Here is a 26,181-nt window from a genome sequence, read left to right as displayed (position 1 = left end):
CGCTGTGCGATCTCCTTGTCGAGGACAAGACGACGCGAGGACCGAAACCGTGTCACATGGGGTCGCCAGCGGGGTGATCATGGATCCAGGCCAGCCCTCCAAGGTCAAGGCAGCCTCTGGCCCGGGTTACTGCAACGTAAGCCAGACGTGCCCCTGCATTGTCGATTGGGCCAGCTACAGGGCGGCCCTGCACGTCGGGCTCCTCGGCATCCTTGGGCGGCCTGAAGTCGTTGCCGATCTGGACCGTTAGCCACTCGCGGCCCTTGGCCTTGTGGGCTGTGGACACGGTGACCTGCGCATGTTGTTCGTCGACGAGTTGGCTGACTGCAGTCAGGAGGGCGTCGGGGGTGTGGGTGTCGATCAGGTCGACGAAGGGCTGGAGGTCCGTGCCGGCCGGGTCGTAGGCGGCGTAGTCCTGGAGCTCGCCCCAGGAGGCGAAGAGGAGGAGTTCAGGGTGGCTGGTGGGACGGCCGTTCTTGAGCTCTCGGGCGGCGAGCGCGAGGCTGCGCAGGCCTTCTCCTCCGCCGGTGAGGGCGACACGGCGGCCGGCCTGGAGGTGGGTGAGAACCTGGGTCATGGCACCGATGTTGGTGCGGCACAGGACAGCATCAGGGGTCTCGACGGTGTCAAGCCGAGTGGGGATGCTCTCCGTGCCCTGGAGGCGGATAGGTGCCCCGGCGAGGGCGAGCCATCGATTGGCTTCGCGAGCGAGGTGGGGGCCGAAGCGGAAGGACTGTGTCAGGGCCAGGGGGACACCGTCGAAGCGGGTCATGACGTCGGTGGCGCCGCGCCAGCCGTAGATGGCCTGGGCAGAGTCTCCGACCATGACGAGCTGGGCGTGTCCGCGCTGCGCGGTGAAGACCTGCTCGACGACGGGGTTGGTGTCCTGCGCCTCGTCCAGGAGGAGGAAGTCGGCGTCGATCTTCGGCTCCGACAGGGCCCACATCTTCAGGTAGTGATCGTGTTCGAAGCGGACGACGCCCTGTTCCGGGCGCTGCAGGTCCTTCCATGCCTTGTGGGCGAACGGGAGTACGGCGGCGACGAGTTGTTCGTGTCGGTCTGCGTTGTCCAGGCCGCGCAGGTGCGGGATGTGCCGGCTCGTGATCACGGGGTCTGCTGAGTGACAGAACCTGGTAAGGGCCTTCAGGACGGTGTGGGAGAGGACTTTGACCGAGAGGTCGTTGTCTCCGACACGGACGGGTTTGGTGATGCCTAGGGCTTTTCCGGTCTTCCAGCTGGGCTGGCGTGCGCTGCCCAGACGGGACCGGTAGCGGTGGCCTACTGCGGCGTAGGCGAGGGAGTGTGCGGTCTTGCACGTGACGTGGGCGGGGAATCGGCTGGCGGCGTCCAGCGCGATGGCCTTGTTGAAGGCGAGGTAGCGGCCGCGGCGTCTGGTTCCTGTGGCGAGCAGGGCCAGGGTGGTGGTCTTGCCGGTGCCCGCCCCTGCTTGGAGAGCGATGTGGTCGCCGGCGAGGAAGCGGTCGGCGGCGTGGGTCTGTTCGTCCGTGGGGTTGAGCACGTGGTCGCTCCATCGCGGGGGCAGGGGGCGGTTGGATGGGCTGTTGCCGCGTGGCGAGTCGGCCGGATCGGTGCGGCGCCTGAGAGCGCGACACCGGCTGTCGGGGAATCTCACCGCACGCTGGGGTCTTCTCCGCTGACTGTGGTGCACGGCCTCGGTAGCCTTCACGCTCATCCTCGATGCCGGGCCTGACCGGCGGGCAACCGGGTGGCGATGTACTGGCGGTGGAGCAGGGGATCGAAGCCAGTCCGCCGACGCCATGTCTGCGACTTCGGGAGTCAGGGCGTGGGTGGGGCAGCGCTGGGCGCGCCAGCGCTGCTGTTCGGCGTGGGCCAGGTGCTCGAGGTCGTAGACGGCGATTTCGACTGTGGGCAGCACCGGTGTGCGGCCCGGTAGGAGGGTGGCGAGCTTCCAGGTGCCGCGTGACTTCCGCGGTGCGAGGACACGCTTCAGGCAGCGGGTGCCTCTGTGGGTCCGGGCAACGCATCGGATTTCCTCGATGGGCTGTGTAGCGAGGTAGCGGCTACCGAGCAGGTCCACGACCGGCCTGACGGGCTGGCACGGTGACGTGGGTCGAGATCCGGCAGCGGTACGTCGGTCAGGTGGCGTGAAGGCACCGTCGTCGAGGAGGCGCCGGGTCTGCAGGGCGAGGTGCTGGCGCAGCCTGACGAGGTGCTGTGTCAGGGGCTCCGGGGTGTCGCGCGCTGGACAGAGGGTGAGGCGGGCGATGCGGCACCACGGGCTTCCGTCGCCCGCCGGGTAGGCGATCCCCCCGCCGATGTGCCAGCGGTGGACTTCGGGGACGGCTGGTGGAGACAGGCGGGCTGATGTTCGATTCCTTGGTGCCAGTGGACCTGGTTGCCGCAGTCAGCGCATGAGTCGCCCTGAGCCATCCGCAGCAGGCGGTGGGGGCTGTCCATGGCGATGCGCAGAGCGCGATGGCGGGGAGGAAGTGAACTGCCGTCCCGGCGGCGACCGAAGCGGGCGTGGGTGGAGCGCATGGCCGCGAAGATTCCAGCCGACGCGCTGCGATCGTGGGGCCCGCACCGCTACAGTCGCCCGACCGGCTCAACCTCGGTGGGCGCACATTCGAACATCGATCATTCGTCCCCCTTGCGTCACCGGTTCGGGTGGTCTGCGGGTAGCAGTAGCCGGTGCCTAGCGGCCCTCACCGCCGGGCGGTTCGTGGCCGTCGCAGAGTGCCGCGAAGAGGCCGCCGAGAGGGACGTCGAAGGCGTGGCCGAGGGCATGCCAGGTGGGCAGGGAGCCGATGGTGCGGCCCTGCTCGATTTCGATGAGGGTGCGCCTGGACAGGCCAGTCCGGCTGGCCAGTTCGTCGTAGGTCCAGCCGCGCTCGCCCCGCAGGCGCACGAGCTTCATGCGTAGCGCGTCGAGGTTCGGTTCGGGCGGCAAGATCGTCACCCCACCATCGGACGGTGCAGACCCCTGCCCTGTCAGTGCAGACCTCTGCCCTATTTCCGCAGGTGACACCGGTCTCGCGCAGGGCAGAGGTCTGCACTACGCTGCGGCCGTCACCTCAAGTCCCCGGTGGTGTCCCGTCTACAGCTCAGGCCTGGCGGTCGATGAGGAAGGCTGGCCGATGAGGCTCTGGACGCCCCACCTGGTGGTGCGGCGCACGTGGACCGTGGAACTGCGCCCGCAGCCCCATGGCCCTCAACTCGCCTGCCCCCAGTGCGGTCCGGCGACCGCACAGGTGCATGGTGCGACAGCCCGCTCGGCCGCACTCGCCCACCTGGCCGGGCATGCCAGGCTCGACGCTCTGCCGCAGCATCTGCGGACATGCCAGTGCCACGAACGGGGCTGCCGCTGGCACCCCCGCCATCGCGGCTGCGGCGGCCCAATCGTCCTGGCGTTGGCCCGCGAACGCGGCGGCCGTCTGTGGCGGCTGGCCGACGTCTGCACCAACTGCGCCGCCGCCACCCATGATGTCGCCGTCGTTCCTGAAACACCGGCTGGCACCCCGCCTGTACAGCGACGGCGGCGCATCGGTGTCACAACAGGCCGCCTCAGTCCACAGGAGCGGATCCGCGACATGCTCTCGTACCTCGCGGCTGCGCTCCCACCGTCCGTCGGGCCCCAGGCTCGCCTGCTCGCTTTGCAGGTGCGCTGCGCGCGGACCGGTACGGGCGCGTGCGACTGCCTGCGGGTCTCCTGCGCGGGATACTTCTGAGTGGCCCGGAGGTCGGGGCGTGGAGCGAGTTGGAGGAAGCCTGCTGGCTACGGCAGGAACGGGTGCCTTCGGGAGGGCACCAGGCGCAGCTGCTGGATGCAACCGTGCTCACCCAGGTACCGGGGCGCGCTCGGCGGGCACAGGCAGCCGGACTGGCCCTGCGTTGGTCGCACTCCCCCGGCACCCGCGCGCAGCCAGCCTGGGTGCAACTGACGGCCGTCGCGCTGACCTCGCACCTCGCCCCGGCCAGCGGAAGTTTCGACCTGTCAGACTTCGCCCACGTCTGCGCGTTGTCCGAGGAGCAAGTCACCACGGCCATGCAGCGACTGGGCAACGCCGGTGCGCTGTCTACCTGGTCGCTGACGCTCTCGGCCGGGGAGCTGTACTGGCGTACGGCCTCGACCGACGCGTAAGCGTTTCTGGCCAGCAGCGGAAGGGGGCGGGCCGGCTCGGCCGGACAGTCTCGTGCACGCCTGTGTGAACGGGCCGGGGATTCGGTCACTCAGGGCTGCCCTGGAACAGAGGAACTGACCGGACGCGGGGCACGCGTCCGCCGCGCGCCCCGCTGAGACTTCGGCCATCCCAGCGAATCCTGGGTGGATCGTCGTTCCGGGACTACCCGCTCACTCTCCCAGGCACTCTTCAGTGTCTCGTCCAGAGATGGTGCCCGCCGCGCAGATGGAGGCAAGACGCGGCGCCGCTCGGGCTTCGACTCCTCGGCGCTTCACCAGATGCCCTGCTCGAGCTCCTCCATGGAAAGGCTCCACTGGGACTCTTCATCTGCGAACGCTGTCGGATCGAACGCCTCGACGGACTCCCGGAATCGGGCGGCCAGCTCCTCCGGGTCCGCGCCATTGTCGTGATCGATCTCGACTTTACGCAGCTCGATCAGCGCGAATACGAGGGATTCGACGTCACGGTGCAGCTCGATGTATTCGATGGCCCCTTCCGGGAACGCATAGACCTTTCCGGATGCCGGATCCAGGGCGAGCAGCGATGTGAACAAATAGCCCAGGCTCCACCATGACCGGCTTTCATCAGGGCACTGGAGTCCGTAGTGGTCGAATCGACTTCCGATGGTGATCGCGTCGACCTCCGGGCCATACGGATCTTCGACGTCCATGCGGGAGGTGAAGACGTCGGACGTGGGGAGTCCGACCGAGCTCAGGAAGTCGGCGGTACGGGATTCAACTCCTGCGGCGCCCTGGTGAGGAAAATAGCTGACAGCACTGAGGCCGTACATATTGATCAGATTCTCTGACGTTACGGTGAAGCTCACTTCCGGCCCCCACTTGTCTATTTTCCGTGCGCTTTTTTGAGGTTGTTCACGTAGGCGTTGTGCTGTTTGTTGGTTGTCTTGCCCTCCTCGGTATAGTAGTCGGCAACGTGCGTGACTTTCAAATCCTTGTCAAAATATGCGTTGAGCCATCTTGCGCACTCGGGATTCTTCTTGCACGGCTCACGCTCGGTGAACAGTTCTTTGAGTCCACCCTCCTGCCCGTTGTGGAGAAGCGGGCGCCCCATCATGCGCTCGGAATGGCCTGCCTTGCTGCTGTAGGCCACGAGGATTGACTCCTGGCCGTCAGGTCCTACGTATCGACCTGCGGCGTAATTCGTTCCGCCGTAATCATCCCGGGCCTTTCGTGCGGACTGCGTGGCTGCAGCGAGGTCATATCCGTCGGTGCTGACCTTCTCGGATTTGACCCGATCGGTATGCCCTTGCGGAGTGTGCCACTCGGCCTTCTCTTTGTCGGTTTTAGGAACCCAGGCTTTACCGTCGTTGAGGATACTGTCGAGTCTGGCTTTGTCGCTGTCGTTAAGGGAGTCGAGGCCGCCATCCAGACTCAGACGTTGAACGCTTCCGTCTGCGTTGAGCAGGTACGTCGGTACGTCTTCGTCGTCGTCACCGTCGCCGCACTTCTTGTACTTATCCTTCTGATCGTGGTCGTTATTCTTGTGATCCTTCTTGCTTTTGTCGATCTTACCGCCGTGCTCTTCGAGAATCTTGACCATTTCGTCGGCCTTCTTCTCGACCGTATCCTCGGCCGTATCCATGACCTTGGCAAGCTTGTGGAACCGGCTGTCTTTCTTTACAGAGGACTTGCGGCCGATTCCGCCCCCTGAAAACTCTCCTTTCTTGTCCCCAAAGTTCTTGGCTGTTTTCTGATAGTCGCCCGCGGCCGCCTCGAATTCTTCGAACTCGATGACCAAGTCCATCGCTGTGGCGGCGTTCCCTGCCGCCATTACGTCGTAGGTTCCGCCGCCGAGCTGCCCGGTAAACAACTTGCCGAGCTCTGCGAGGATCTTCGCTTCGATTTCGTCCGTGACGATCGAGGTGATCTCGTCCACGGCGTAGTCGATGGCTTCCTGGATGAGCAGCCGGGCAGCGGCGATGGCCGCTGCGGACAGGAGGCCGCTGAGCCCGACGGTGAAGAACATGCCGACAACTCCGGCCGTCGCGGTTGCGGCGGTCGCGGTCAGCTTGGCGATCATTGCTACTTTGCAGCCGATGATGATGCCTGCGCACTTGTCGAGGGCGCCGGCGAGTTCGTCGCATCCCTTGGCGAAGGTGGCGAGGTCCCGGGTGGTGAGCCTGCCCCACCGTTGGTCGATCGCGTCGACGGTCTGGCCCTTGCTCTTGCCTGCGACGATGTGGGAGCAGGCGTTGTTGCCTTCCTTGACCGCGTCACGGATGCCTTCGCCCAGGTTCCGGAATGCTTTGGCGGACCCCTTGACCTCGTCCTCGTCTATCTGCGGCCAGTCGACGCCTATGAGGTCCAGGACCTCCACCAGGTCATCAGGCAGCGTCATTCCCACGTTGCACCCCCGTCATCTTCGACTCTCTTCGGTCATCGTCAGATTCACCGATTGAGCGTCATTTCAGCTTTTTTTCGTTCGCTGTTCATGCTGTAAAGCAGCGGGTTCACAGTGCTGTGTCGCCACTGAGGTGATCCGGTGCTTTGAGCGTCAGGCATGTCACGGCCTCGTCCATTCCGATGACGACACGGTCAGCCGCGGCAAGGGCAACGCTCCGAATGGGGGGCCCAGGCCTGAAGAGCACCTGTGCCCCTGTGTTGCAGTGCACCCAGCTCAATGCCCCGTCGGTCCACGCGACAGCGAGTACAGGCCCGCTGGCAGAGAGAGCAGCGTCCACGGACACGACAGGACAGGCTCTCTTTGCAACAGAGCCGGGCATCGGGTCATGGCCGGGTGCCCAGGCTCGCACGGTGCCGTCCGCGCCACCGCTGTAGACGATGGGAAGGGAGACCTCGTCGTCCAGCGGAAGGCTCAGCACGGCGAGATCGGTCACGGCGGCATCGTGCAGTGCAGCAGAGCTGGTGATGTCTCCGACGGTGTACACAGTGCCGCTTCCGTCGCCGAGTGCCACCAATCCGATGTCCGGCCCTGGCCCCCACGCGATTGCGGTGCCGCTGGCGTCCTGCAGGGCCGTCTTCAGACGGTCGGCCGCGGTGGGCGCGCCATCGAGCAGCTCAGCGATCCCAGATGGGCGAGCCCTGGTCGTCCACGTGGAGTCCAGATGAACGCGGCCTTTTCCATCCGCCATGAGCATGGTGCCGTCTGCCATTGCGGACACCGAGTCCGGCCGGATCTCGGCGAGTTGCATACGGCCTCTGGCCGTGGCATCCGTTGCATTGACTGCTCGGACCGTGCCGGTGTGGTCGGCGAGCAGGACAGAGCCGGCGAACCTGCCCTGCCCGTTGACCATGACTTTCACGGGACCCGGCCACGGTGGCTTCACATCCCCCCGGACCCGGCTCCATGCCACCTGCCACGGTTCTCCGTCTGCGAGTTGCTCGAGTGCAGGAGCCAGCCTGGGGTCGGCGCCGTCCCCCAGGACACTGAGGAGGGACAACGCCCGAGACCCTGAGGACTGGTCGCGCACGAGCGACTGGCCTGCTCTGCGCCAGGCTGCCCGCAGCCCTCCGTGCTCCTCGTGGCCAGCGGCCTCGAACCCTGCGGTGACCAACCACGGATCGGCTGCGCAGACAGTCGCTGGATCCGAAAGATCCAGCGTGATGTCGCCTGCCGACGGCTCGGCGCCGGAACGGGCCGCGGGGAGCGAGGCCTCCCACTGCATAAATCGCGCTTGGTCTCTCCACTGATCCAGATTCAGGTCGAGTTCCGCGCATGCGCTTGCGGACAGCCGGCGGTGCGCAGCACTCCCTGTGCGGGCCTCGACGATGAGTCGGATGTTCGGCAGCTCCAGGAGGTCGCCCACCAGGCCGACCACTGCGTCGTCGTGGAGGTCGGGCAGCGCCATCACGGTGCGCCGGCCATCTGCCTTCAGGGTTGCGACGAGCTCTTCTGGAGAGCGCGTCACGACGCCGAGCTGCTCGGATATGGACCAGACCGTTCCCCACAGGCTCCGTCCGGCGAACGGGACGACGGCGTGCACGGTTCTCTCTGTCGGGGTTCCGGGCCGGGTGCCGTGGTGAACGAGCCATGCCAGCAGTGAGGATTTGCCGCATCCTTCACTGCCGGAGACGAGGCACAGCCTCGGAGCGACCGGGTCTGCCAGCCAGCCGAGGAGAGCCGCTGCCGCTGGTTCGCGGCCGGCCGCGGGCCGCTCCCAGCGTTTCACCCGCGCCTCGATTCCTTGGCGGCGTGCGTGATCAGCGCTTTGAGTCCTTCCTCGCGGGACTCTGCCGTGTCTCCGTAGTCGAAGCTGTGGGTGAACTTCGCCTCGGGGAACGTCCTCTGCAGCCATACCGCGCAGTAGTGGCCCGGCATGGTGCAGGGCTCCAATTCGCAGTAGACCCGGGTAACCTGGCGTGGCTCTACCCCGTCCTGTGCGAGCCGCTGCCAGACGATCTCCTCCGGGTGGGGGGACCCCGGGCCTGTGGCCGCCGTTTCCACCTGCTTGGCGCCAGTCGCGTCGATGTACTCGAAGGCAGCGGAGAACGGGAAGTTCAGGGTGTGGCGGATGTCGTCGAGGACTCGTGGCCACCACGACTCCCGCTCAGCGAAGGCAGCCGCGTCGACCTGCCGCAACTGCGCGTTGAGGTCTCGAAATACCCCAGCGGCCTGGGGAAGTGCTGTTGCGGATGCGATGAGCGGTAGCGCGCGGTCCAGCATCATCAACGAAGCCCCGAAGGTGGACACATCGGTGTTGACGAACATGTCGTCCGCCCCCGTGCCGAGCACGACGCCCTGGACGGCTCCATCGGTGCGGACACACAAGTGAGCGAGCCCATCGAACCCGACGCGCGGCCAGGCCTCCATCGCTTCATGCGGTCGCGGTTCTGAGGACTGTGCCGCCACGGCGTCCAGGCGAACGCGCCTGCCCTCGGCTGTCGCCGTGAAGTAGGGCGCCACGGCTCTTGGCACGCCTGTCTCCTCGAGCAAAGCCTGTGCCGCTGCCGGGAGACGTGTTCCGATCAGGCTTGCCCTGTCGAAGAGCCTCAGGCCATCTCGCCCGAAGTGCTGAAGCAGCTCATTAGGGCGGTCAGAGGCATCAGAGGGCATGTCGACCTCGCTTAGCGGAAGGCAATGGATCACACCGACCCTAGCCGGTGGGCGCCACGAGATCACGCACGGTGTCGGCCGTTCCGGAGCAGTGCGATTGGGGCTGCCAACAGCCGACGGCTACGCCTGCCAGGTCATCGCAGCCACCAATGCCCCTCTCCCCCACGCCTATCCCGGTGTCCGCGAGACCCCCATCCGCGAGGCCGACCGCTTCTTCGACCACGCCCCGACTCTGGAGAGCTGAGCTGTACCACCGGGCGGGCTGCGGCAATGGCTGCCCGGCCTGCCCGGTGCCGTGCGTGTCGCGTAGCGTCGCGTCGCGTCGCGTCGCGTCGCGTCGACAGATGAACAGCGGGAAGCAGGCACGTCGTACCGAGGCAAGCTGCCGCTGCTCCGGTTCGCGAATTAACAGGGCATACCATCGAGCCGCCCCGAGAGGGTCTCCTCGTATCCCGGTCTCGCGAGACTCAGCGGCCGTCTGCTGCTGACCTGGGCCAACGAGACGTCCTCTTCTTGCGCCGGAGCCACCCCGCGCAGTCGACGGTGGTACACACCCATGGAAGCCCCGCGCGCGTGGTCGAGATGTGACGGCAGCAGACATGCCAGCGCAGGGATGCACGGTGCGCGAGGCCAGAGCGTGGACTTCTCCGCACCTGGCCATGTCCTTAGCCGGGCCCCGGGACCGGCGTCTACGGAGGCGGGAGGCAGACTCTGACACGATGCCAACCCTCCGGAAACGGGGTGTGTCCCGCCCCGCTCATAGCCGGGCGGGACACACCGGCAGTCGACGGCGTTGCCAGGGCCTCTGCGTGCTGTCGACGGCGTGGGACCACAGGTCGGGGATGTTCAGGTCGCCGGTCACCTGGCCGGCGGTGCCGGGAAGGGCTTTGGCGAAGGCGTGGGCGGCGGCGATCCGGTTGTGGAAAACCAGGACGCGCCGCAGGTCGTGGTCGGCGATGGCGCGCAGTACCTAGAGGAACGCCCTTTCGGGGGACGGCGGTTGTCGTTCGGGGCAGTTAGGCTCGTCGCCGTATGGAACTCCATGGAAATTTCACGGAGTGCACGCGGGGTGTGTCGAGAGCGGGCGTCTGGCAGTGGCAGGCCGGCATTTCCGCTGGTAAGAGCTATATGGAGGTCATGTGGAACGCAGGTACAGCAACGGGACGCGGGCCAGTTCCATCAGCGGCGCGGCATGGGCGAAGGCGCGCGCGAGCGATGCCACCAACAACTGCGTTGAAATTGCACGCATTGCGGGAGGCGAGGTCGCGTTACGGAACTCGCGTTTCCCGGACGGTCCCGCTCTCGTGTTCACGCGGTCGGAGATGATCGCTTTTATTGCGGGTGCGCGGGCCGGGGAGTTCGATTCCATGACTGTCTGAAATGGTGTGGCCCCGGGTTGCGTGGCGTGCTTGCAGAGCTCCAGGATCTCGGCATTGAGTTTTCTGGGATCAAGGAGATGATGTGGGCGCTCGGCCCAGGCCGTTCGAGATCGTGGGAGGGAAGGGGCCGGATCCGATACTGGAGCCGGCTTCTTCCGCCCCTCCCATCCTGCGGAACCTGTTGGGGGCGGCGCTGCAACGCCACCGGGCGGCGGCTTGTCTTACCCAGCCTCAGGTCGTGGCGCTGGGGGGCATCTCGTCGGCGCCCAAGTTGTGTCGGATCGAGAATGGGGCGACGAACGTCCGGTTCGACGAGAAGGACATCACCGAGCTCCTGGACCTCTACGGGGTGCCGGCCGGCGAGGAGCGCGAGAGTGTGATCTCTCGCGTGCACCAGATCCTGGCCATCGGCAACCCGCGACTGCCGGGCAGCAAGGGCGTGGCGGCGGCGTTCAACGAGCTGCGCTACGTGGAGGCCATCGCTTCGAAGATCATCAGCTTCGAGGCGAACAATGTCCCCGGTCTGTTGCAGACCACGGCGTACATGAACGCGGTGTTCGCGGTGCCGTACCTCGGCCGGGCCACCACGGACCACAACAGCCTGCTGGAGCTACGCAGGCAAGTGCGCACGCAGCGGCAGCAGATCCTGGAGGGTGACTCGGCGCCGGAGTTCACGGCGATCATCGATGAGGCGGCGCTGCGCCGACCCATCGGCGGGCGGGCGGTGATGCTGGAGCAGCTGCGGCGCATCTACGGCCGGTGCGAGAGGGGTGGGAACGTCCACGTGCGGGTGTTCCCGACCGCGGCTTGGGCCGACTGCCCGCCGCTGACGACGGCCATGACCTTGCTGAAACTTCCCGAGCCGGAAGGTCCGCCGGAGATGCTCTATGTGGAGGCCATGAACGTCAGTGCGATGTGGGTGGAGGACCCGGTCCGCCTCATTGAGCACAAGGCCTCCCTGGAGGGAGTGTTCAAGCACTCCCTCACCAAGGCGAACACGATGAGGTTCCTGCAGGCCAGGATCGACGAGCTGGCCGAACCGCATTAGGGGATGCGGGCGACACCCCCGAACTCGATCCACTCCTGGGTCCGCTGGCGCGGGAAGAGGTCGGCATCCGGGCGCCAGGTGGAGACTTCCACCGGTTGGGAGTGCTCGACGAGTTCGAGGCCGTCGAAGAGGCGCCGCACCTCTTGCGTGCTGCGGACGCGGCCCCACTGGTTGCCTGTGATCTCGCTCATGAACGCGGTGACCTCGTCGCGCAGGGCCGGGTTGTCGCTCGCGAGCTGGGAGATGACCATGTAGCTGCCCGACGGGAGGCGTCGCGCGACGTCCTTCACCAGGTCCCACGGGTCGTCGCTGTCGGGGATGCAGTGCAGGACGGATACGAAGAGGGCCGCGACGGGCTCGCCGTCCAGCAGGCTGCCGACTTCCGGCGCCGCGAAGATCTTGTCGGTGTGGCGGAAGTCGGCCTCTATCACCGCGGTGGTGGCCAGGTCTTCTTCCAGCATCACCCGCCCGTGGGCCAGGACCAGGGGGTCGTTGTCGATGTAGACGACGCGGGCCTGCGGGTGGGTCTCGCGGGCGACCTGGTGGACGTTGGGGCGGGTGGGGAGTCCTGAGCCGTGGTCGAGGAAGCGGCGGATCCCGGCTTCTTGGGCCAGGTAGCGGACGGCTCGTACGAGGAAGGCCCGGTTGACCCGGGCGAGTTCTCTTGTTGAGGGGGCCATCTCGAGGAGCTGGGCGCAGGCTTCCCGGTCGGACGGGTAGTTGTCCGTCCCGTCGATGAGGTAGTCATACATTCGGGCGACGCTGGGTTTGCTCACATCGATCATTGAGTAGGTCGGCCCCCAGGATGGCGCCGGTCCGTACTGCTACGGCTCCGGTCTGCGACAGTGGTCGGCCCATGCTAGGAGCGCATCCTGGTGCCGACTAGAGCCCCTCGCCTGTCGGAGTGATTCACGGGGGCGCATACCGGCCGCTCCCGCATCCCATTGCGCTCCCCGGCGTGCACCGATGAGGGCGGCTATGGCATGCCAGGGCGCGCATAAATGCATTCCCGAATATGCTCTAGATCTTTTCTTCGTTTGTTCGTGTGGCGCGGAGCGCAGCGTTGTGGACCATGTCGAACTGTTGCGGCGGCAGGCCCATGGCAGCGGCGGCGGTTCGCCGCGGCAGCCCCAGGTGGTCGTGGAGGATCACGGCATCGGCGTGGATCCGCAACAGGCCCCGCGCCGGCTCGCGCCCTGCCCGGGCCTGGGCGTTGACGACACCGGTGAGCAGGAGCCAGGACACCGCCGCCGGTGCGGGGCCGGTCAGGGCGGATGCCCACAGGGGGGCGAGCGCGCGGAGCGCAACCCTGGCTGCGTCCTCTCCCAGGCGGGCTGCCGCGTAGCGGGAGTACACGGGTCGGTGGGTGGTGCAGAACGCCTCGTAGGCGACGCTCGCCGGGTCTCGTGCGCACCTCGTCGCCTCCGGGCCGCGTTCGCAAGCCGGCGACGGGGCGGGTCGGCGGCTGTTCAGGGACGGGGTGTCAGGCATCGGGGTCCTCAGCCGGGTGTCATCGGCGGGTGCGGGCAGGAGGAAGCGCCAGATAGATGTCCGGATCCCGCCCGTCCGGGCAGCGCCGAGGGCAAGGTCCTCACATCGCACAAGGCGTTGAAGAGGCTGCTGCGAGGCGGACACTCGCGAAGGAGGCGCCGGCGGAGGGCCCGGCGCCGCCCTTCCGGCTCAGGAACGCCGGATACGCGTGAGGACGACCGCGCTGCGGTCGGCCAGCGCCGCGGGCGCGACCATCAGCAGTACCTCAGGAGACGCCGCCCCCTGAAACACCGCCACAGCCGCGGCCGCGGTCAGGGCGGAGCCGAAGCGAAGCACCACCGAAAGGATGCTCAAAATATCTGTTTGAGGCAGCCGGTAAGACGGAATGGTACTTTCTGGCGATAGCGGAGTGCGTGCCATGGCTTTCCGGTACGTGCGTTCAATCATCGCTGTTCTCCTTAGGCAGAGGCGGCTGATCGGACGCACCGGGTCCCGAGGGTTGCACCCCTCGGGACCCGTCTCCATGTCTGGGGTTCGCGTCCGGGCCAGGAACTCGAACCGTAGCCACGCCGGGCCGCCCACACCACGAACACCGCAGCCGTGAAACCGGAATCCGCAACTTCCGGTCTTGGGCGCCACATCCCCTGCGCTCACCCCGGCAGAGTGCATTTAGAGCACATAAATGACAAATTCATCAACCGGTTGGTCGGATGATGGCACTAGCGGGGCTGTGGGAGTTCAAGGAGCCCACTCGGGAGGGATGCAGCATGCACCCTAACGAGTTACATGCAGCCAGTCAGATGGCGCGGCGTGCGCAATTTCATGGACCGGCGACGGTGCTTCTGCTGCCCAGCCAGACCCAGGCCGCCGGATCGGTGCACATCGCGAGTTCTCCGCCCGCGACCACCCGCTGCGCGACGCCCGGGAGAAGACGGCGCTGGCTCGCAGCTCGCGCAGGTCGGGGATGTGGTTGTAGAGGGTGCCCGGGAAGACACCCAGCAGCTTGGCGATCGAGGTGATCGAGGGGCCCGGGCCCGACAGCAGATCGCGCGCGGCGCGGATGATCTCCTCGGTGGCGACGCTGGGGCGCGGCGGCTCCGGGCTGCCGATGAGAACCGTGTCCATGTACTTGCTGGCGCGACCCCAAGAGCTGACCCACGCCCAGCGTGAGCCCAACGCAGCATCCCGCCCTGTAGTTGCCCGTCCCGGCCCCACGGTCAGGACGGGCTACGGGGGCGGGCGTCACTCAGGCGGTGAGGGTGGGGTAGTCGGTGTATCCGTGGTGGTCGCCGCCGTAGAAGGTGGCCGGGTCGGGGGTGTTGAACGGGCCGCCGGAGGCGAGGCGCCGGGGCAGGTCGGGGTTGGCGAGGAACAGGGCGCCGTAGGCGAGCATGTCCGCGCTGCCGTCCTCGATCAGCCTCAGCGCGTCGGGTCCGGTGGGGTCGGGGTGGGTGAAGGGGTTGAGGATGAACGTGCCGGGCCATGCCTTGCGCAGGTGTGCGGTCAGGTCGCGGTCCGGGCCCTCCATCAGGTGCAGGTAGGCCAGGTCCAGGCCGGCGAGCCGCTCCAGCAGTGCCCCGTAGACCTCGCCCAGGTTGTCCTCGGACATGTCGTTGAACGGGTTTCCGGGCGAGATCCGCAGGCCCACGCGAGCGCTGCCGATGGCCTCGGTCACGGCCGTGACGGCCTCGACGGCGAAGCGCATCCGGCCCTCGGTGTCGCCGCCCCAGGCGTCGGTGCGCCGGTTGGAGTGGGGGCCGAGGAACTGGTGGATCAGGTAGCCGTTGGCGCCGTGGAGTTCCACGCCGTCGAATCCGGCCTCGATGGCATTGCGGGCCGAGACGGCGAAGTCGGCGATCGTCTGTCGGATCTCCGCCTCGGTCAGCTCCTTCGGCGCGGCGAGGTCCTTGCGCCCCTGGTGGGTGTAGATCTGCCCGTTGGCGGCCACCGCCGACGGACCCACCGGCTCCATCCCGTCGGGCAGCAGGTTCGGGTGGCTGATGCGGCCGGCGTGCATGAGCTGGGCGAAGATCACGCCGCCCTCGCGGTGCACGGCGTCGGTCACCGTCCGCCACGCCTGGACCTGGCCGGTGGTGTGCAGGCCGGGGGTGTCGGGGTAGCCCTGGCCGACCGGCGAGGGCTGGATGCTCTCGCTGACGATCAGCCCGGCACTGGCGCGCTGCGCGTAGTACGTCGCCATCAGCTCCGTCGGCTCGGCGCCCGGTCCGTAGGCGCGGCTGCGGGCCATCGGCGCCATCACGACGCGGTTCGCCAGGTGCTTGCCGCTCAGGGCGATCGGATCGAAAGCAGTGGTCATGGGTTTGTGTCTCTTCCTCGGGGTGGTGGCGCTCTGCCGCACACGTGGAGCGCACTGTCTGCCGGAGTGCGCGCAGAGGGCGGAGCCGACACCTGATGCTGGTGCTGGACGCTGCGCAGCGGTTCTCGCTGAAGCGGGTCGGCCGCTGCGACAGCAACCAGGCCGGGAGTGGGGGACGCTGTCCGCGGGGCCGTGCCGCCGTGGCCGGGGCCGGCCCGCGGGTGTGTTGCTCAGGCGTGGTGCTGGTCGACGAAGTCGGTGATGAGCTTCTGCCACTGCTCGGGCCGTTCGACCATGGGCAGGTGGCCGGTGGGGATCGCTACGAGCTGGGCGCCGGGGATGTTGTCGGCGAGCTGGTGGTGCAGGCGGGTGGAGGTGAACCAGTCCTGGGTGGTGGAGATGACCAGGGTGGGCGCCTTGATGTGCGGCAGGTCGTCGCGGACGTCGAGGCGGCCGGCGAGTTCGGCGTGCTCGGGGGTGCCGTCGGCGATGTTGGCGGCGGAGAATTCGACGACCTGCTGGAGCTGCTCGTCCGACATCGCCTCCAGGGCATCGGCGCCCATGGCCATCATGACCATGAACTGGGACAGCAGTTCCTGGTCGGTCTCGGCGAGCTTGCGCCAGATCGGAGTGGCCAGAGCGAGCCGGTTGTCGTGGTAGGGCAGGGTCGCGGTCAGGACGAGGGCGGTGACGCGCTCGGGGTGACGGGCTGCCGCGCGGATGGCGACCGGGCCGCCGAGGGAGTAGCCGTGCAGGGCGAAGGTGTCCAGGCCCTCGGCGACGCCGGCGGCGACGAGTTGGTCGGCCAGGTCGTCCAGCGACAGCGGAGTGGTGGAGCGGGGGGTGGCGCCGCTGCCGGGGTAGTCGATGCCGACGACCTTGTGCCCGGCAGCCAGGGCTTCCAGGACCGGGCCGTAGGTGTCGGCGATGCTGCTGCCGGCGCCGTGGGCCAGAGCAAGACCGGGGCCGGAGCCCAGGACGGTACGGGCGAACGTGGCTTCGGGCAGGGGGTGTGCGGACATGGGGAGTTCCCTCTCTTTGCGGGGTAGCGGGATCAGGTGGTGCGGTGCCGGGCCCAGAAGCGGAGGTGTTCCAGGGCGGCAGCAGGCTCCGGCCGTCGGCCGTGAGGATGTAGGTCGCAGGCCCGGGCGGGAGCCGGTCGTGGGTGAGGAGCCCGGCCGCGATGAGTTCGCGCAGCCGGTCGGCGAGCATCTTGGTGCTGATCGAGCCGATGGCGGTGTGCAGTTCGCCGTAGTGGGCGGGGCGGGTGGCCAGGTGTGGAGGGTGATGTCGTTTCACTTCTGGCCGAGGACCTCGAACGCGGCGGCGAGATCCGCATCGTCCGTCAGCGGCAGGTGGACGGGGCGGGATGCCATCGGTGTGCGGTCCGTCAGGGCAGAAGAACGACCTTGCCCTTGTTACGCCGGGCCTCGATGTCGGCGTGGGCAGTGGCTGCCTGGTCGAGCGGGTAGGCGCGCCAGACGGGCACGGTGAGCTTGCCGGTGGCGGCCAGCCGCACCAGCTCCGGCAGGGCTTGGCCGTCCTCGGCACTGCCGGCGCTGAAGCGGACGCCGTGCTGGGCGGCGGACATGTCGGCGATGGTGATCACGCGCGCGCTGTCACCGGCCAGGGCGACGGACTCGGCGAGCACGCCGGCACCGGAGGCGTCGAGGACGACATCGACTCCCTGCGGAGCCGCGGTCTGCACGCGCTCCTTCCAGCCGTCGCCGTAACGGACCGCCGTGGCTCCCAGTGCGGTGACGCGCTCGACGTCGTGCTCGCCGACCGTCCCGATGACGGTGACGCCGCGCGCTGCGGCCAGCTGCACCGCGACGGTGCCGACGCTGCCGCCGGCGCCGTGGACGAGCAGGGTCTGCCCCGCCCGCACGTCCAGCTGCCCGAGGATGCGGAATGCGGTCTGGCCGACCGTGACCAGGGAGGCGGCGACCTCCCAGGACAGCTCCCGGGGCTTGGCCACCGGCTGGTCGAGCAGGGCGTACTCGCCGTAGCTGCCGCCTGCCGTGGCACCGAGGACCTCGTCCCCCACGGCCATGTCGGCCCCCTCGCCGACGGCGTCGACGACGCCGGCCGCGTCCAGCCCGGGGATCATCGGAAAGCGGACCGGGAACGCGTCGGCCATCAGGCCCGACCGGATCTTGAGGTCGAGCGGGTTCACGGAGGCGGCCCGCACCCGGAGGCGGACCTGGCCCGGGCCCGGCTCGGGCATGTCGACCTCGGCACGGGTGAGCACGTCGGGGCCGCCGTAGCGGGAGAAGGTGATCGCGGTGGACATCGAGAACTCCAGGCAAGAGAAGCGGGACACACACTGAATCACTCAGTTCGTGTGATTGCCCTTCCGGTGTATCACACAGATCGTGTGAAACGCGAAGGCAGAGGGCGGTTACGCATGTCACACGATGTGTATGATTTATGGGTAGGATGGGCTCCATGCCGTCCAAGCCACCCGTCCACCGCCGCCCGCCGAATCCGAGCAATCCCCGCGTCCAGCGCACCCGCGCCCGCATCCTGGCCGTCGCCCGCGAGCTGCTGCCCGAGGTCGGGCTGACCGGTTTGACCACCGCGTTCCTGGCCGATCGGGCCGGCGTCACGCGCCAGACCCTGTACCGGCACTGGCCCAACCGCGCGGCCCTGCTCGCCGACCTCACCCTGCAGGGCCCCGACGTCGGTTACCCCGAACCCGGCACGGATGTGCGCGCCGTCGCCACCGCGTGGCTGGTCAGCCTGCGTGCTGGCATCGCCGTCCCCGCCACCCGCACCGCCGCACTGGCCATCGCCGCCGAAGCCGACCACGACCCGGACAGCGCCAAGGGCATGGCACGGATCGTGGAGGACCGCCGCACGGCGCTGAACAAGCTCTTGGCGCCATCCGGCCTGCAGATCACCGCGGAGCAGTACACCCTGCTCTACGGCCCTCTCCTCGCCCGCGTCTTCTTCGACCGGGCCGAAGCCACCGACGAATTCCTCGACACCCTCGTCACCCAGTGGCTCACCACCGTCGGCCACACACCCGGGCTGTCCTGAGACACGGCACAGCCGCGAAGGAAGCGTCAGCCGGGCTGGAGGGGCTGGCTTCTGACTTGTTTGCTGCCGGACCTCATCAACATGGTCGCCGAGCCGCGCGAGCGCGGGATCGGCCTCACCTCACTGCACGAGAACCTGGACACCCCCCCCGGCGGCCGGCTCGTCTTCCACGTCTTCGCCGCCTCGACCAGCTCCAGTTCCGCGACCTTCACCTCCCAGGCGCGGGCCACCAGCCGTGACGCCTTCTCCAGCTGCGGCAGCGTGGACAGCCGTTCCTTCTCCGTCTTGCGCTTCGCCGTGTTCAGCAGCCGGGTGGCCATCAGGCCCTGGAACAGGTCCAGGGCCTCGTCGATCGCCTTCGCTCCAGGTGCCGCATCACCGCGGTGAGCATCGCCGTGCGCTTCGGCTCCGCCGCCCGCTCCAGCAGCGGCGCCTTCGACCCCAGCTCGCACCGGGCCAAAGCGGCCATCCGGTTCGGCGGGATCTGCGACAACCTCCGCCGACCGAGCCGGTACGCGCCGATCTCCAGCGCACGGGCGAACGCCGTACCCGTCGTCCGCGTCGGCGGCCGGCGCAGCCGCTCCAGCTCCGGAACCGCGATCCCTCCGGCGTCTTCAGCGTCGCCACCAGATCCCCGGGCAGTGCCGGGTCCGCGCGGCGGGCGGCGCCCACGACGGTGGCGTGCAGCCGCTTGTCCGCGACCTTCCGCACCTCCGACACCTGCCGGGCCAGCACCGAGACGCCCGGCAACAGCACCCGGTCGCCCCCACACGGCCCTGGGCCGGCCCGGAATCGCGGCTCGTTCCCGATCGCCCACGGTGTCGCCACTGTCCGTGCCTTCGCTACTGATGCCGACACTGAGGACGGTGATCACGTCGGCGGCGCCTTCGGGGCCGCAGGCCAGGACCAGGGTGCGCGCGGCTCGTCGAAGATGTCGAGTGTCGCCTCGTCGCCGAGGGGCAGGGCCAACCGGCCGGCGAGAAAGCGCTAGACGATCACGGCAGCGTCGGCAGGGCATCCGACGGCTCCGCTGTTCAACGGGGCGCCTTGCCGGGCTTCTTCGTGAAATGCAGCCACGCGCTCAGCGCCGTCTGCAGTTCCACCACGGCCTGCCGGTCGAGGACCTCGCCCGCCTGGCCGACGTGCAGCCTCACGCCTTGGCCGGTGACGGTCCACCCGACGGGAAGCCGCGGCGGCGAGGTGATCGGGGAGCCGTGGGCGAGGGTGCGCAGCATCGCTTCGACCCGCGGCGGGATGGGCCGGTCGCGGGGTACCCGGGTGACGTTCGTCGGCCGGGTGGGCAGGCCGAGGGCACCTCGGAACTCCCTGATGGCTTCATCGAGGGGCTGGGGCGTGTTCGGGGCCGTGCCGAGGAACGCCTGGATCAGCTCGCGGTGCGGCGCCAGGGCCTTCAACGGCTGCTCGTCGACGTCCTGGCGTACGGCGGCCGGAGGGATGAGCGCGCGGGTGAAGCCCTTCCTCGTGTAGGAGGCGTGCTGCTCTCGCAAGTCGGCGATGGGGCGGGCCAAGGGATTCTCACCGGCGAAACAGGGGTTCGTCGTGGTCAGCACCACCGACGGCTCCGGTCGGGACACCCTGGCGAGCTTCCCGTAGAGGCCCTGGGCGCGGTGCGTGACCCCGGTCTCGGTCACCAGGACCGTCACCTGCCGACCAGCGGTGTCGTTGCCCAGCCGGAACCCCACGACCAGCGTCGCCATCAGACCTGTCTCCCTCCGCCGCGCCCCTCACACGCTAGCGAGAAGAAGGCACCTGTCAGGGCGGAATCCGTCACCTTCCCACTTCAGGCGCGACCCGGGCCGACCGAGTCCGCTGGCTGACCCCCGCGGCCCGGCCGGTGAGACTCGCTTCCCTGTCCGACGAGGGACGAAGGGATGGCGCGCTCCACCGCACCGGGCCACGGGGAAGGGGTCGGAGGCGGTTACAGGCCCTGTTCGCACCACCAGAAGAGCAGGCCGACGGTGCCTGCTCCGATGCCGTAGCAGGTGCCGCGCAGGGCGCTGGTCAGCATCAGGTTGCGGCGGCGGGTGACCCAGCGTCGGATGCGATGGATTCGCCGGTTTTGTGGGCGGGGGCGGTGGTTACTCTTCAAGGGATGCTCCCTTTCGCAGGTGGGTGTCGTGGGAAGCCCGGCGGGGCCTGGAGGCGTAGGAACCATCTGCTCCCGCCGGGCTTCGTCCGTGGGGTCAGCGTCGGCCGGCGAGGTCGTGGATGCGGTCGGCGAGCTGGCTGTCGGGGCGGCAGATGAGGCCCCCGTCGTGCTGTTCGGCGAGGCGCTCGATCTCGGCGGCCAGGGACCCGGTGGGCACGGGGGCGATGTGCCGGTGCCGGGAGGAGCCGGTGAACACCTCCAGGACCTCGATGAACTTCTCCGAGGAGCTGTCGTCGAACAGCCTGTTCATCTGCCGTCTCCAGAAGCGGGCCTCGCGCAGGTCACCGCCGCCGAGGTGGTGCAGGTGCAGGCAGTACGCGGCGCCGCTGTGGCCGGCGCCGGCGGCCAACTGCCACCAGAACCGCGCGCTCTCGGGATGCTGGGCCAGGTAGAGCGCGCAGGCGAACACCTGGACGCCGTCGATGTCGACGTCGTCGGTCCAGCCGTCGAAGCCGGGGGCGACCGGGTCGCCGATGATCGCGGTGAGGTCCCTGACGTGTGTGCTCGCACCGACCTGGTTCAGCGTCAGGCGGGCGAAGACCTCCAGCTGCCGGCGGGCGCGGGACGCACGGCGTACTTCCGCGGTGGGTTGGACGTAGCCGGCTTCCTCGGCCAGGGCCCGCAGTCCGGCGGCGACGTCGAAAGCACGTCGTGGCTCGCCGTTGCCCGCGCCGGCCAGGCGTGTCTCCCAGGTGCTCACAGGGTGTCCTCCTGCTTCTGCTTCTGCTTCGTGGCGCGGCGGTGGATCGGGGCGAGGCGCTCGCGTGCCTTGCGGCAGTGGTAGTCGACGGTGCTGGGTGTGACGCCCATGTACCAGCTGATGTGCTTGGTGTCGTACTTGGTGATGTACCGCAGGACGATCACATCGAACTGACGCGGGGGCAGGTTTCCCAGGGCCTTGTAGAGGCCGAGCCCGCTGTCCATCGCCGCGAGCTGCCCACGGAAGTCGAGCAGGGACTCGGCTATCACGGTGCGCCGCATGATCGCCCAGGTCTGCTCCTGCAGGTCACTCTCCGCCAGGAGGGCGTTCCAGTGCCGCAGGATCTCCAGGAAGGCGCGGTGCACCGCTTTCTCGGCCGCGTCGTTGGTGCCGAGGAAGGCGAGGGCGTACGCGTGGAACGCTTCCTGGTTGGTGAGATAGTGCGCCTCGAACTCCAGCGGGAGCGGGAGCGGGGCTTCGGCCACAGGGCTGCGGCCGTCCTCCTCACGTACATCGTCGATCATGAGTCCTCTTCGCTGAGGGCGAGCGGGTGATGCGGCGCGCGAGTGCGCCGGTGTGCGTTCACTCAACCGGCGGTTCGACCCGGACACGCATACACGCCCCCACCAATGTCACGCACGGACATACGTTCGGTGCGCACCGTGATGATCAATGGGGCGCCAACCGGAAGGTGACCTGCTGTTTTGGGGGGCGCCCCGTGGCATGGCATCGACAGAATCCTCAGGCCGAGTGGTGCAAGTCACAGACTGAGGGCAAGGGTTGACGGAGCGTTTCCCGCCGCGAGCGGGGTGAAACCGGCCAAGCCGCCCCCACGCGAGCCGCTCCTCATCCGCCCCGGCCCGGCCAGCCGACCGCCGGCCCGAGCCGGAACCCCCGGATCCACGAGGGGCCGACACGGCCGGCCGGCAAGGCTCGCTCACCTCACGCCCACCTCACGCCCGGCTCACACCGGACCCGCGCCGGCGCCGACCGCGAACGGGATGCTCTACAGGACCCGGGCCGGCCGTCTCGCCGGCCAGCACTTTGTTGTCCGGAGGAATCCTGTGCCCACTCACCCGGCCGTCGTCGGCATCGCCTCCCGCGCCGGCACCGTCGGCACCAACGCCGATGCCGCCCACGCCTGGACAGCCTCGACCCCGGCCACCGGGGCCGCCGTCATCGACGGCATCGGCCACTCCGAGGAACTGCACGCGCTGGTCCCGGTCCTCGCCGTGACGGCCGCACGACTCGCCGCCCTGTCCTGGCCGCCCGCCGGACTGCTCACCGCCGGACGCATGCTCTGCGACCCCGGGCACGATGGCAGCGCCCCCGACGCCGTCGGCATCGCCGCCTGCGTCCGACCGGGGAGCCGGTCCTGGATCGCGTGGGCCGGCGACTGCCGCGGCTACGGCTGGGACCCCGACGCTCAAGTCCTCACCCGGTACACCGTCGACGCCACCGCCGCCGCATACCTGGCCGCGCACGGCGTCGATCCCGAAACCGCGCGGCAGCACAGCGGGCGGCTGCGCCAGGTGCTCTCCGAGGTAGTGCCGGGCTCCGTCCATGAAGCGGTCGTCCCCGCCGGGCACACGATCATCCTGACCTCGGACGGAGTGCACGACCAGATCACTCCCAAGGCCCTGGAAGCCCTGGTCCGTACGCATCAGGACGACCCCCGGCACCTCGCCGCCGCCCTCGTGGCGGCCGCCCGGCCCGACGGCACCGGCTACCGCGACGACGCCACCGCCCTGATCATCCGCCCGCCCCGTACCCCGTCGAACAGCTGACGCCCCGCGTACGGCACCGTCTCGCGGCCGGCGGCGCGGCCGGTGGGCGGTGCTGTCGCAATCTCCGGCGCCCCGCGAGTCCCATCAGGGCCAGACGGTGACGGCTTCAGGGCGAAGATCCGGCCAGTCGGGCAAACTGCGGATGATCTTGTGGGCGGGCACCGTGACGCCGGTGCTCTCCGCCAGGAGCCGCGCGTACTCGATGTCGTCGACAACCGCGGTCACCACGTCGCCGCTGCCGTCGTCGTACGCGAGCAACAGTCCGTAGCCGGTGGCCGTGAGGTCCAGGCCGGCACCCCAGCACAGCTCCCGGTAGGCGTCAGCGGTCATCGTGGCCGGGGTGGCGAGCGCCACCCGAGTAATGGTGATCATGATGTTTTACCTTTCCTGGTTGGGCGGGATTGGTCAGCGCAAACGCTGCCAATTTGGCCGGTTTCGGCCTGAGTGCCCCCACGCTTCGGCCAGTTGGCCTGAATCCTCCATCGGGAAGGCGCGAACCGAGGGAGCATACGCAACGAACTTGATCCATTACGCAATGCGACGAAACGAGAGATGATGGCCCGCCAGCCGAATCCGGACCTCACCAACACCCTGACGATGCTGCACACCGCCGTCCTACACACGGACAAGAACATCCGGGACGCGCTCGACAAGAGCGTCGAGACACTGGAGTCGGCAGGACGGACTGCGCACGACCAGACGACCAAGGAGGTCGTCGACGAGCTCGGCAGGATGCGCGCGAACTTCCGCGACGTCTACAACAAGCTGAACTCCACAGGAGAAGGGCTCAACACCGCTGCCCACGACGTTGTTGCCCAACTACGCACCGAATTGCGCGAAGTCCGCGTCGCGCTCGCAGACCTCACCCCCGCCGCGCCACCACCACCCGCTGCCCCACGTTCCCCCTACCCCGACTTGGCACGCCAAGAGACGACCGGCACGGCCGAACTCTCCTCAGCGCCGGTCACCACCGTCACCGAACCCGAAGAGGTCCGGGAAGCAACCGCTCGCGTCCTGATCCCGGTGCAACGCACAACCGATGAAACCTCGCCCGACTCGCTCCTGTCACTCGACGCGACCCGCCACGCCATCCGCGAGACCGTCCGCGAAGCCCTCGCCGAGGAACTCGCTCCCCTGCTCTCCAGGCTCACCACCCCGGACCACCTCGCCGGCGCCCCGACCAGCGACCTGCAAGACGTATCCGAGGTACCGCGTGCAACGCCCGGGAAGACCCACGGGGAACCCGACACCGCCCTGGAGGAAACCCGGTCCGCACTCGCCTCCCTGCAGCAGGAAATCGCTGACCTGCGCACCACCATGGAGGAACTGCGGCCCCAGCCCGCCCCCGCCGTCGAGGCCGCGGCCGCAGCCGCAGCCGCAGCCGCAGAAGTGAGCCAGGAACACAGTGCGCTGCTCAAGATGGCGGCCCGCGTTTCCTCCGCCGGCCTGCTGTGTCACCGCGACATCTGGGAGTTCATCACCGCTCATGCCGGACGGCACCCGCACTTCCGCGTTCCACCACAGGTAGCCGGAGAGGGAGACGAGCGGATTCGCGCCGCCCTGTCCGGCCGCTCGCTGATCGCTCTACTGATCAGCCTGCACTCCATCAAGCGCACCGCCAACGACGGGGACGGCGACCAGGAACTCGCCGCCACCCTGTACGAGCGGATCGCGGAAAGCCTGACCAGCCTCACCCCCACCGGCCAAGCGGTCAACATCACCCTCGACGACCGCACCACACCCGCCCCGCAAACCACCGCCGCCACCCCAGCCATCGAACCCCACGACGAACCGAAGAACACCGACACCCCGCCCGAATCCCCGGACAAGAACCCCGACGAAGAGGCCGGCCCCGCCGCTGCGTGAGAACCCGGTGCGGCACCCGGCACCACAGTCCGGATGCCGCACCGCGCACCATCCCCTCACCGAAGCCGGCGGCCAGGCCCTTCCGGCTCCGGCGCATCCGGGCCGCGCAGCGGGCGCAGGGCGCAAGGCCGCGGTTAAGTGCCTGGTGGCAGATTCCTGCCCTCGCCGTCTCCTTCGCCGAACCGGTACGAGCCGATGACGAGCTCGCTCTGGTTCATCAGCTCCTGGCCAACAGGTGGCTCGCCGAGATCGAGTCCGTGCCGTGGACACTGCGGCCGGGGGACACCGCCGCGGCCCCGCAGAATCCTCCTGCAGCCCCGCACCGTAGATCACGCTGAAGGTCATACTGGAGCACTGCGGGCGCAGCACCGGCCGGTGGGAGGCGCTCGCCGCCGCCATAACCTTCGAGTACGAGGAAGCGAAGCCCACCGTCGGCGGGTTCCTCGACTTCCTGGTCAACGCGCCCGCGACCCGCGGCTCTCCTGACTCGTCGGTGGGGTGGCCGACGAGGGTGGATTTCGCTGATTTCGCCTCCGAGACGGCAGGTCGACCATGAGAATGCCGTCATGTCGTTCATCTCATTCAGCGGTGCTGACAAGGACATGACGCTCGACGAGCTGGAGGCGGCTTTGGAGAGCGCGCGCAACGTCGGCGCCCGCGGACATCGTTACGTGTACGCGGAGCTGAGCACGAGCGGGAAGGTCAAACAGATCAGGTTCGAGGTCGGCGACGAGGACGAGTAGACCGTCCGGGGCGCACGCTCAGGGGAGGATCTTGTGGATTTCGTGTTCGAGTGCTGGGACTGCGAGTCCGACTGCACCGTGTGGGGGAAGCCGACCGGGTTCTGGAGTGAGCTGTACAGGCTGCCGGACGAGTGGGAGTGCTGGAACTGCGGCGCCGTGAACATCACCCCCGAACCTCCGTGGACGCCGGCGTAACGATGTCCCCAGCCCCCGGCGGGGCCGTGACACAGGGATCCCGGGCGACAAGGTTCATGCCCGACGCCGTTGACGGGATCGGCCGTCAGTCGTCTGCTCCAGGCACCGTAGTAAAGCTCTTCCCGGCCGTGCCCGCGCGCCCGGAGGGATGCAGCCGCAGCGGTTCCCGGTCACGCCGTGGACCGCAACGGAGCGGACCGCGGAAGGATGACTGCGGTCCCGGACCGCTGGGCGCGCTCGGCGCGG

27 protein-coding genes and 3 pseudogenes are annotated in these 26,181 nt (G+C 68.4%); 9 read left to right on the top strand and 21 right to left on the bottom strand.

All coding sequences use genetic code 11. The annotated features are described in order from the left end of the window. Positions 1 to 52: 52 nt before the first annotated feature. The 3 genes and pseudogenes from ACFYW3_RS37210 to ACFYW3_RS37200 all read right to left on the bottom strand — a co-directional run bounded on the left by ACFYW3_RS37210 (position 53) and on the right by ACFYW3_RS37200 (position 2,941). The gene (locus ACFYW3_RS37210) at positions 53 to 1,519 is read right to left on the bottom strand and encodes a UvrD-helicase domain-containing protein (protein ID WP_389388782.1); all 1,467 of its coding nucleotides are present in this window, start codon (positions 1,517 to 1,519) and stop codon (positions 53 to 55) included. A gap of 633 nt (positions 1,520 to 2,152) precedes the next feature. Continuing rightward, positions 2,153 to 2,520: pseudogene (locus tag ACFYW3_RS37205) on the bottom strand (DUF6083 domain-containing protein); the annotation flags it as partial. Between the two features lie 157 nt (positions 2,521 to 2,677). After that, positions 2,678 to 2,941: a helix-turn-helix transcriptional regulator gene (locus ACFYW3_RS37200; protein ID WP_389388773.1), complete on the bottom strand. Its 264-nt coding sequence runs from the start codon at positions 2,939 to 2,941 to the stop codon at positions 2,678 to 2,680. 873 nt (positions 2,942 to 3,814) lie between these two features. On the opposite strand from ACFYW3_RS37200, the gene ACFYW3_RS37195 reads away from it, so the two are divergent. Next, on the top strand, positions 3,815 to 4,123 hold the full coding sequence (locus ACFYW3_RS37195) for a hypothetical protein (protein ID WP_389388772.1): 309 nt from the start codon (positions 3,815 to 3,817) through the stop codon (positions 4,121 to 4,123). A gap of 311 nt (positions 4,124 to 4,434) precedes the next feature. Here ACFYW3_RS37195 and ACFYW3_RS37190 read toward each other — a convergent pair whose 3' ends face one another. The 4 genes from ACFYW3_RS37190 to ACFYW3_RS37175 form a co-directional block, all read right to left on the bottom strand. After that, on the bottom strand, positions 4,435 to 4,989 hold the full coding sequence (locus ACFYW3_RS37190; protein ID WP_389388771.1) for an SUKH-4 family immunity protein: 555 nt from the start codon (positions 4,987 to 4,989) through the stop codon (positions 4,435 to 4,437). Between the two features lie 17 nt (positions 4,990 to 5,006). Further along, positions 5,007 to 6,521, bottom strand: coding sequence for a nucleic acid/nucleotide deaminase domain-containing protein (locus tag ACFYW3_RS37185; RefSeq protein WP_389388770.1), 1,515 nt, complete (start codon positions 6,519 to 6,521; stop codon positions 5,007 to 5,009). A gap of 112 nt (positions 6,522 to 6,633) precedes the next feature. Continuing rightward, a complete protein-coding gene (locus tag ACFYW3_RS37180) occupies positions 6,634 to 8,313 on the bottom strand; it encodes a hypothetical protein (RefSeq protein ID WP_389388769.1) in 1,680 nt (559 codons plus the stop codon). Then, a complete protein-coding gene (locus tag ACFYW3_RS37175) occupies positions 8,310 to 9,197 on the bottom strand; it encodes a nucleic acid/nucleotide deaminase domain-containing protein (protein ID WP_389388768.1) in 888 nt (295 codons plus the stop codon). The genes ACFYW3_RS37180 and ACFYW3_RS37175 overlap by 4 nt, the downstream gene beginning before the upstream one ends. 97 nt (positions 9,198 to 9,294) lie before the next feature. Between ACFYW3_RS37175 and ACFYW3_RS37170 the strand changes: the two genes are divergently transcribed. The 3 genes from ACFYW3_RS37170 to ACFYW3_RS37160 all read left to right on the top strand — a co-directional run bounded on the left by ACFYW3_RS37170 (position 9,295) and on the right by ACFYW3_RS37160 (position 11,624). Beyond that, positions 9,295 to 9,441 (top strand): hypothetical protein, encoded by a 147-nt coding sequence (locus ACFYW3_RS37170; protein ID WP_389388767.1) that lies wholly within the window; start codon positions 9,295 to 9,297, stop codon positions 9,439 to 9,441. 895 nt (positions 9,442 to 10,336) lie between these two features. Then, positions 10,337 to 10,576 carry a DUF397 domain-containing protein gene (locus tag ACFYW3_RS37165; protein ID WP_389388766.1) on the top strand — a complete coding sequence of 80 codons (240 nt, stop codon included), beginning with the start codon at positions 10,337 to 10,339 and terminating at the stop codon, positions 10,574 to 10,576. Positions 10,577 to 10,658: 82 nt separating this feature from the next. Then, entirely contained in the window at positions 10,659 to 11,624 is a 966-nt protein-coding gene (locus ACFYW3_RS37160) for a helix-turn-helix domain-containing protein (protein ID WP_389388765.1), read from the top strand. Here the strand turns inward: ACFYW3_RS37160 and ACFYW3_RS37155 are convergent. The 8 genes and pseudogenes from ACFYW3_RS37155 to ACFYW3_RS37120 all read right to left on the bottom strand — a co-directional run bounded on the left by ACFYW3_RS37155 (position 11,621) and on the right by ACFYW3_RS37120 (position 17,725). Further along, positions 11,621 to 12,409, bottom strand: coding sequence for an SAM-dependent methyltransferase (locus ACFYW3_RS37155; RefSeq protein ID WP_389388764.1), 789 nt, complete (start codon positions 12,407 to 12,409; stop codon positions 11,621 to 11,623). The genes ACFYW3_RS37160 and ACFYW3_RS37155 overlap by 4 nt on opposite strands. A gap of 235 nt (positions 12,410 to 12,644) precedes the next feature. Beyond that, positions 12,645 to 13,115 carry a hypothetical protein gene (locus tag ACFYW3_RS37150; RefSeq protein ID WP_389388763.1) on the bottom strand — a complete coding sequence of 157 codons (471 nt, stop codon included), beginning with the start codon at positions 13,113 to 13,115 and terminating at the stop codon, positions 12,645 to 12,647. Positions 13,116 to 13,304: 189 nt separating this feature from the next. Beyond that, positions 13,305 to 13,562, bottom strand: a complete 258-nt coding sequence (locus ACFYW3_RS37145) for a hypothetical protein (protein ID WP_389388762.1) — start codon at positions 13,560 to 13,562, stop codon at positions 13,305 to 13,307. 327 nt (positions 13,563 to 13,889) lie between these two features. Beyond that, entirely contained in the window at positions 13,890 to 14,240 is a 351-nt protein-coding gene (locus tag ACFYW3_RS37140) for a hypothetical protein (protein WP_389388761.1), read from the bottom strand. A gap of 121 nt (positions 14,241 to 14,361) precedes the next feature. Next, entirely contained in the window at positions 14,362 to 15,432 is a 1,071-nt protein-coding gene (locus ACFYW3_RS37135) for an alkene reductase (protein WP_389388781.1), read from the bottom strand. Positions 15,433 to 15,662: 230 nt separating this feature from the next. After that, entirely contained in the window at positions 15,663 to 16,454 is a 792-nt protein-coding gene (locus ACFYW3_RS37130; RefSeq protein WP_389388760.1) for an alpha/beta fold hydrolase, read from the bottom strand. Between the two features lie 88 nt (positions 16,455 to 16,542). Next, positions 16,543 to 16,731: pseudogene (locus tag ACFYW3_RS37125) on the bottom strand (winged helix-turn-helix transcriptional regulator); the annotation flags it as partial. 91 nt (positions 16,732 to 16,822) lie between these two features. Continuing rightward, positions 16,823 to 17,725 carry an NADP-dependent oxidoreductase gene (locus ACFYW3_RS37120; protein ID WP_389388759.1) on the bottom strand — a complete coding sequence of 301 codons (903 nt, stop codon included), beginning with the start codon at positions 17,723 to 17,725 and terminating at the stop codon, positions 16,823 to 16,825. A gap of 155 nt (positions 17,726 to 17,880) precedes the next feature. On the opposite strand from ACFYW3_RS37120, the gene ACFYW3_RS37115 reads away from it, so the two are divergent. Beyond that, the gene (locus tag ACFYW3_RS37115) at positions 17,881 to 18,474 is read left to right on the top strand and encodes a TetR/AcrR family transcriptional regulator (protein ID WP_389388758.1); all 594 of its coding nucleotides are present in this window, start codon (positions 17,881 to 17,883) and stop codon (positions 18,472 to 18,474) included. Between the two features lie 182 nt (positions 18,475 to 18,656). On the opposite strand, the pseudogene ACFYW3_RS37110 reads toward ACFYW3_RS37115, so the two are convergent. From ACFYW3_RS37110 to ACFYW3_RS37090, 5 genes and pseudogenes are all read right to left on the bottom strand, one after another. After that, positions 18,657 to 19,236, bottom strand: a pseudogene (locus ACFYW3_RS37110) (Tn3 family transposase); the annotation flags it as partial. A 272-nt stretch (positions 19,237 to 19,508) separates the two neighbouring features. Continuing rightward, positions 19,509 to 20,192: a hypothetical protein gene (locus tag ACFYW3_RS37105; protein ID WP_389388757.1), complete on the bottom strand. Its 684-nt coding sequence runs from the start codon at positions 20,190 to 20,192 to the stop codon at positions 19,509 to 19,511. Between the two features lie 221 nt (positions 20,193 to 20,413). Further along, positions 20,414 to 20,584, bottom strand: coding sequence for a hypothetical protein (locus ACFYW3_RS37100; protein WP_389388756.1), 171 nt, complete (start codon positions 20,582 to 20,584; stop codon positions 20,414 to 20,416). 94 nt (positions 20,585 to 20,678) lie between these two features. Next, positions 20,679 to 21,344 (bottom strand): hypothetical protein, encoded by a 666-nt coding sequence (locus ACFYW3_RS37095; RefSeq protein WP_389388755.1) that lies wholly within the window; start codon positions 21,342 to 21,344, stop codon positions 20,679 to 20,681. After that, a complete protein-coding gene (locus ACFYW3_RS37090; protein WP_389388754.1) occupies positions 21,341 to 21,868 on the bottom strand; it encodes an RNA polymerase sigma factor in 528 nt (175 codons plus the stop codon). The genes ACFYW3_RS37095 and ACFYW3_RS37090 overlap by 4 nt, the downstream gene beginning before the upstream one ends. A 540-nt stretch (positions 21,869 to 22,408) precedes the next feature. Here ACFYW3_RS37090 and ACFYW3_RS37085 point away from each other — a divergent pair. Further along, the gene (locus tag ACFYW3_RS37085) at positions 22,409 to 23,131 is read left to right on the top strand and encodes a SpoIIE family protein phosphatase (RefSeq protein ID WP_389388753.1); all 723 of its coding nucleotides are present in this window, start codon (positions 22,409 to 22,411) and stop codon (positions 23,129 to 23,131) included. 84 nt (positions 23,132 to 23,215) lie between these two features. Here ACFYW3_RS37085 and ACFYW3_RS37080 read toward each other — a convergent pair whose 3' ends face one another. Then, complete coding sequence (locus tag ACFYW3_RS37080) at positions 23,216 to 23,503, bottom strand: hypothetical protein (protein WP_389388752.1); 288 nt, start codon at positions 23,501 to 23,503, stop codon at positions 23,216 to 23,218. A gap of 180 nt (positions 23,504 to 23,683) precedes the next feature. Here ACFYW3_RS37080 and ACFYW3_RS37075 point away from each other — a divergent pair, with 180 nt between their 5' ends. The 3 genes from ACFYW3_RS37075 to ACFYW3_RS37065 all read left to right on the top strand — a co-directional run bounded on the left by ACFYW3_RS37075 (position 23,684) and on the right by ACFYW3_RS37065 (position 25,935). Beyond that, a complete protein-coding gene (locus ACFYW3_RS37075; protein WP_389388751.1) occupies positions 23,684 to 24,997 on the top strand; it encodes a hypothetical protein in 1,314 nt (437 codons plus the stop codon). A 566-nt stretch (positions 24,998 to 25,563) separates the two neighbouring features. Next, on the top strand, positions 25,564 to 25,740 hold the full coding sequence (locus ACFYW3_RS37070; RefSeq protein ID WP_389388750.1) for a hypothetical protein: 177 nt from the start codon (positions 25,564 to 25,566) through the stop codon (positions 25,738 to 25,740). Positions 25,741 to 25,773: 33 nt separating this feature from the next. Then, positions 25,774 to 25,935: a hypothetical protein gene (locus ACFYW3_RS37065; protein WP_389388749.1), complete on the top strand. Its 162-nt coding sequence runs from the start codon at positions 25,774 to 25,776 to the stop codon at positions 25,933 to 25,935. Positions 25,936 to 26,181 lie beyond the last annotated feature (246 nt).

Source organism: Streptomyces sp. NPDC002602 (genome assembly GCF_042889445.1).
In the GTDB taxonomy this organism is placed as follows: domain Bacteria; phylum Actinomycetota; class Actinomycetes; order Streptomycetales; family Streptomycetaceae; genus Streptomyces.
Note: the sequence above shows the minus strand (reverse complement) of the source record. Positions and strands in the feature narration are given on the sequence as shown.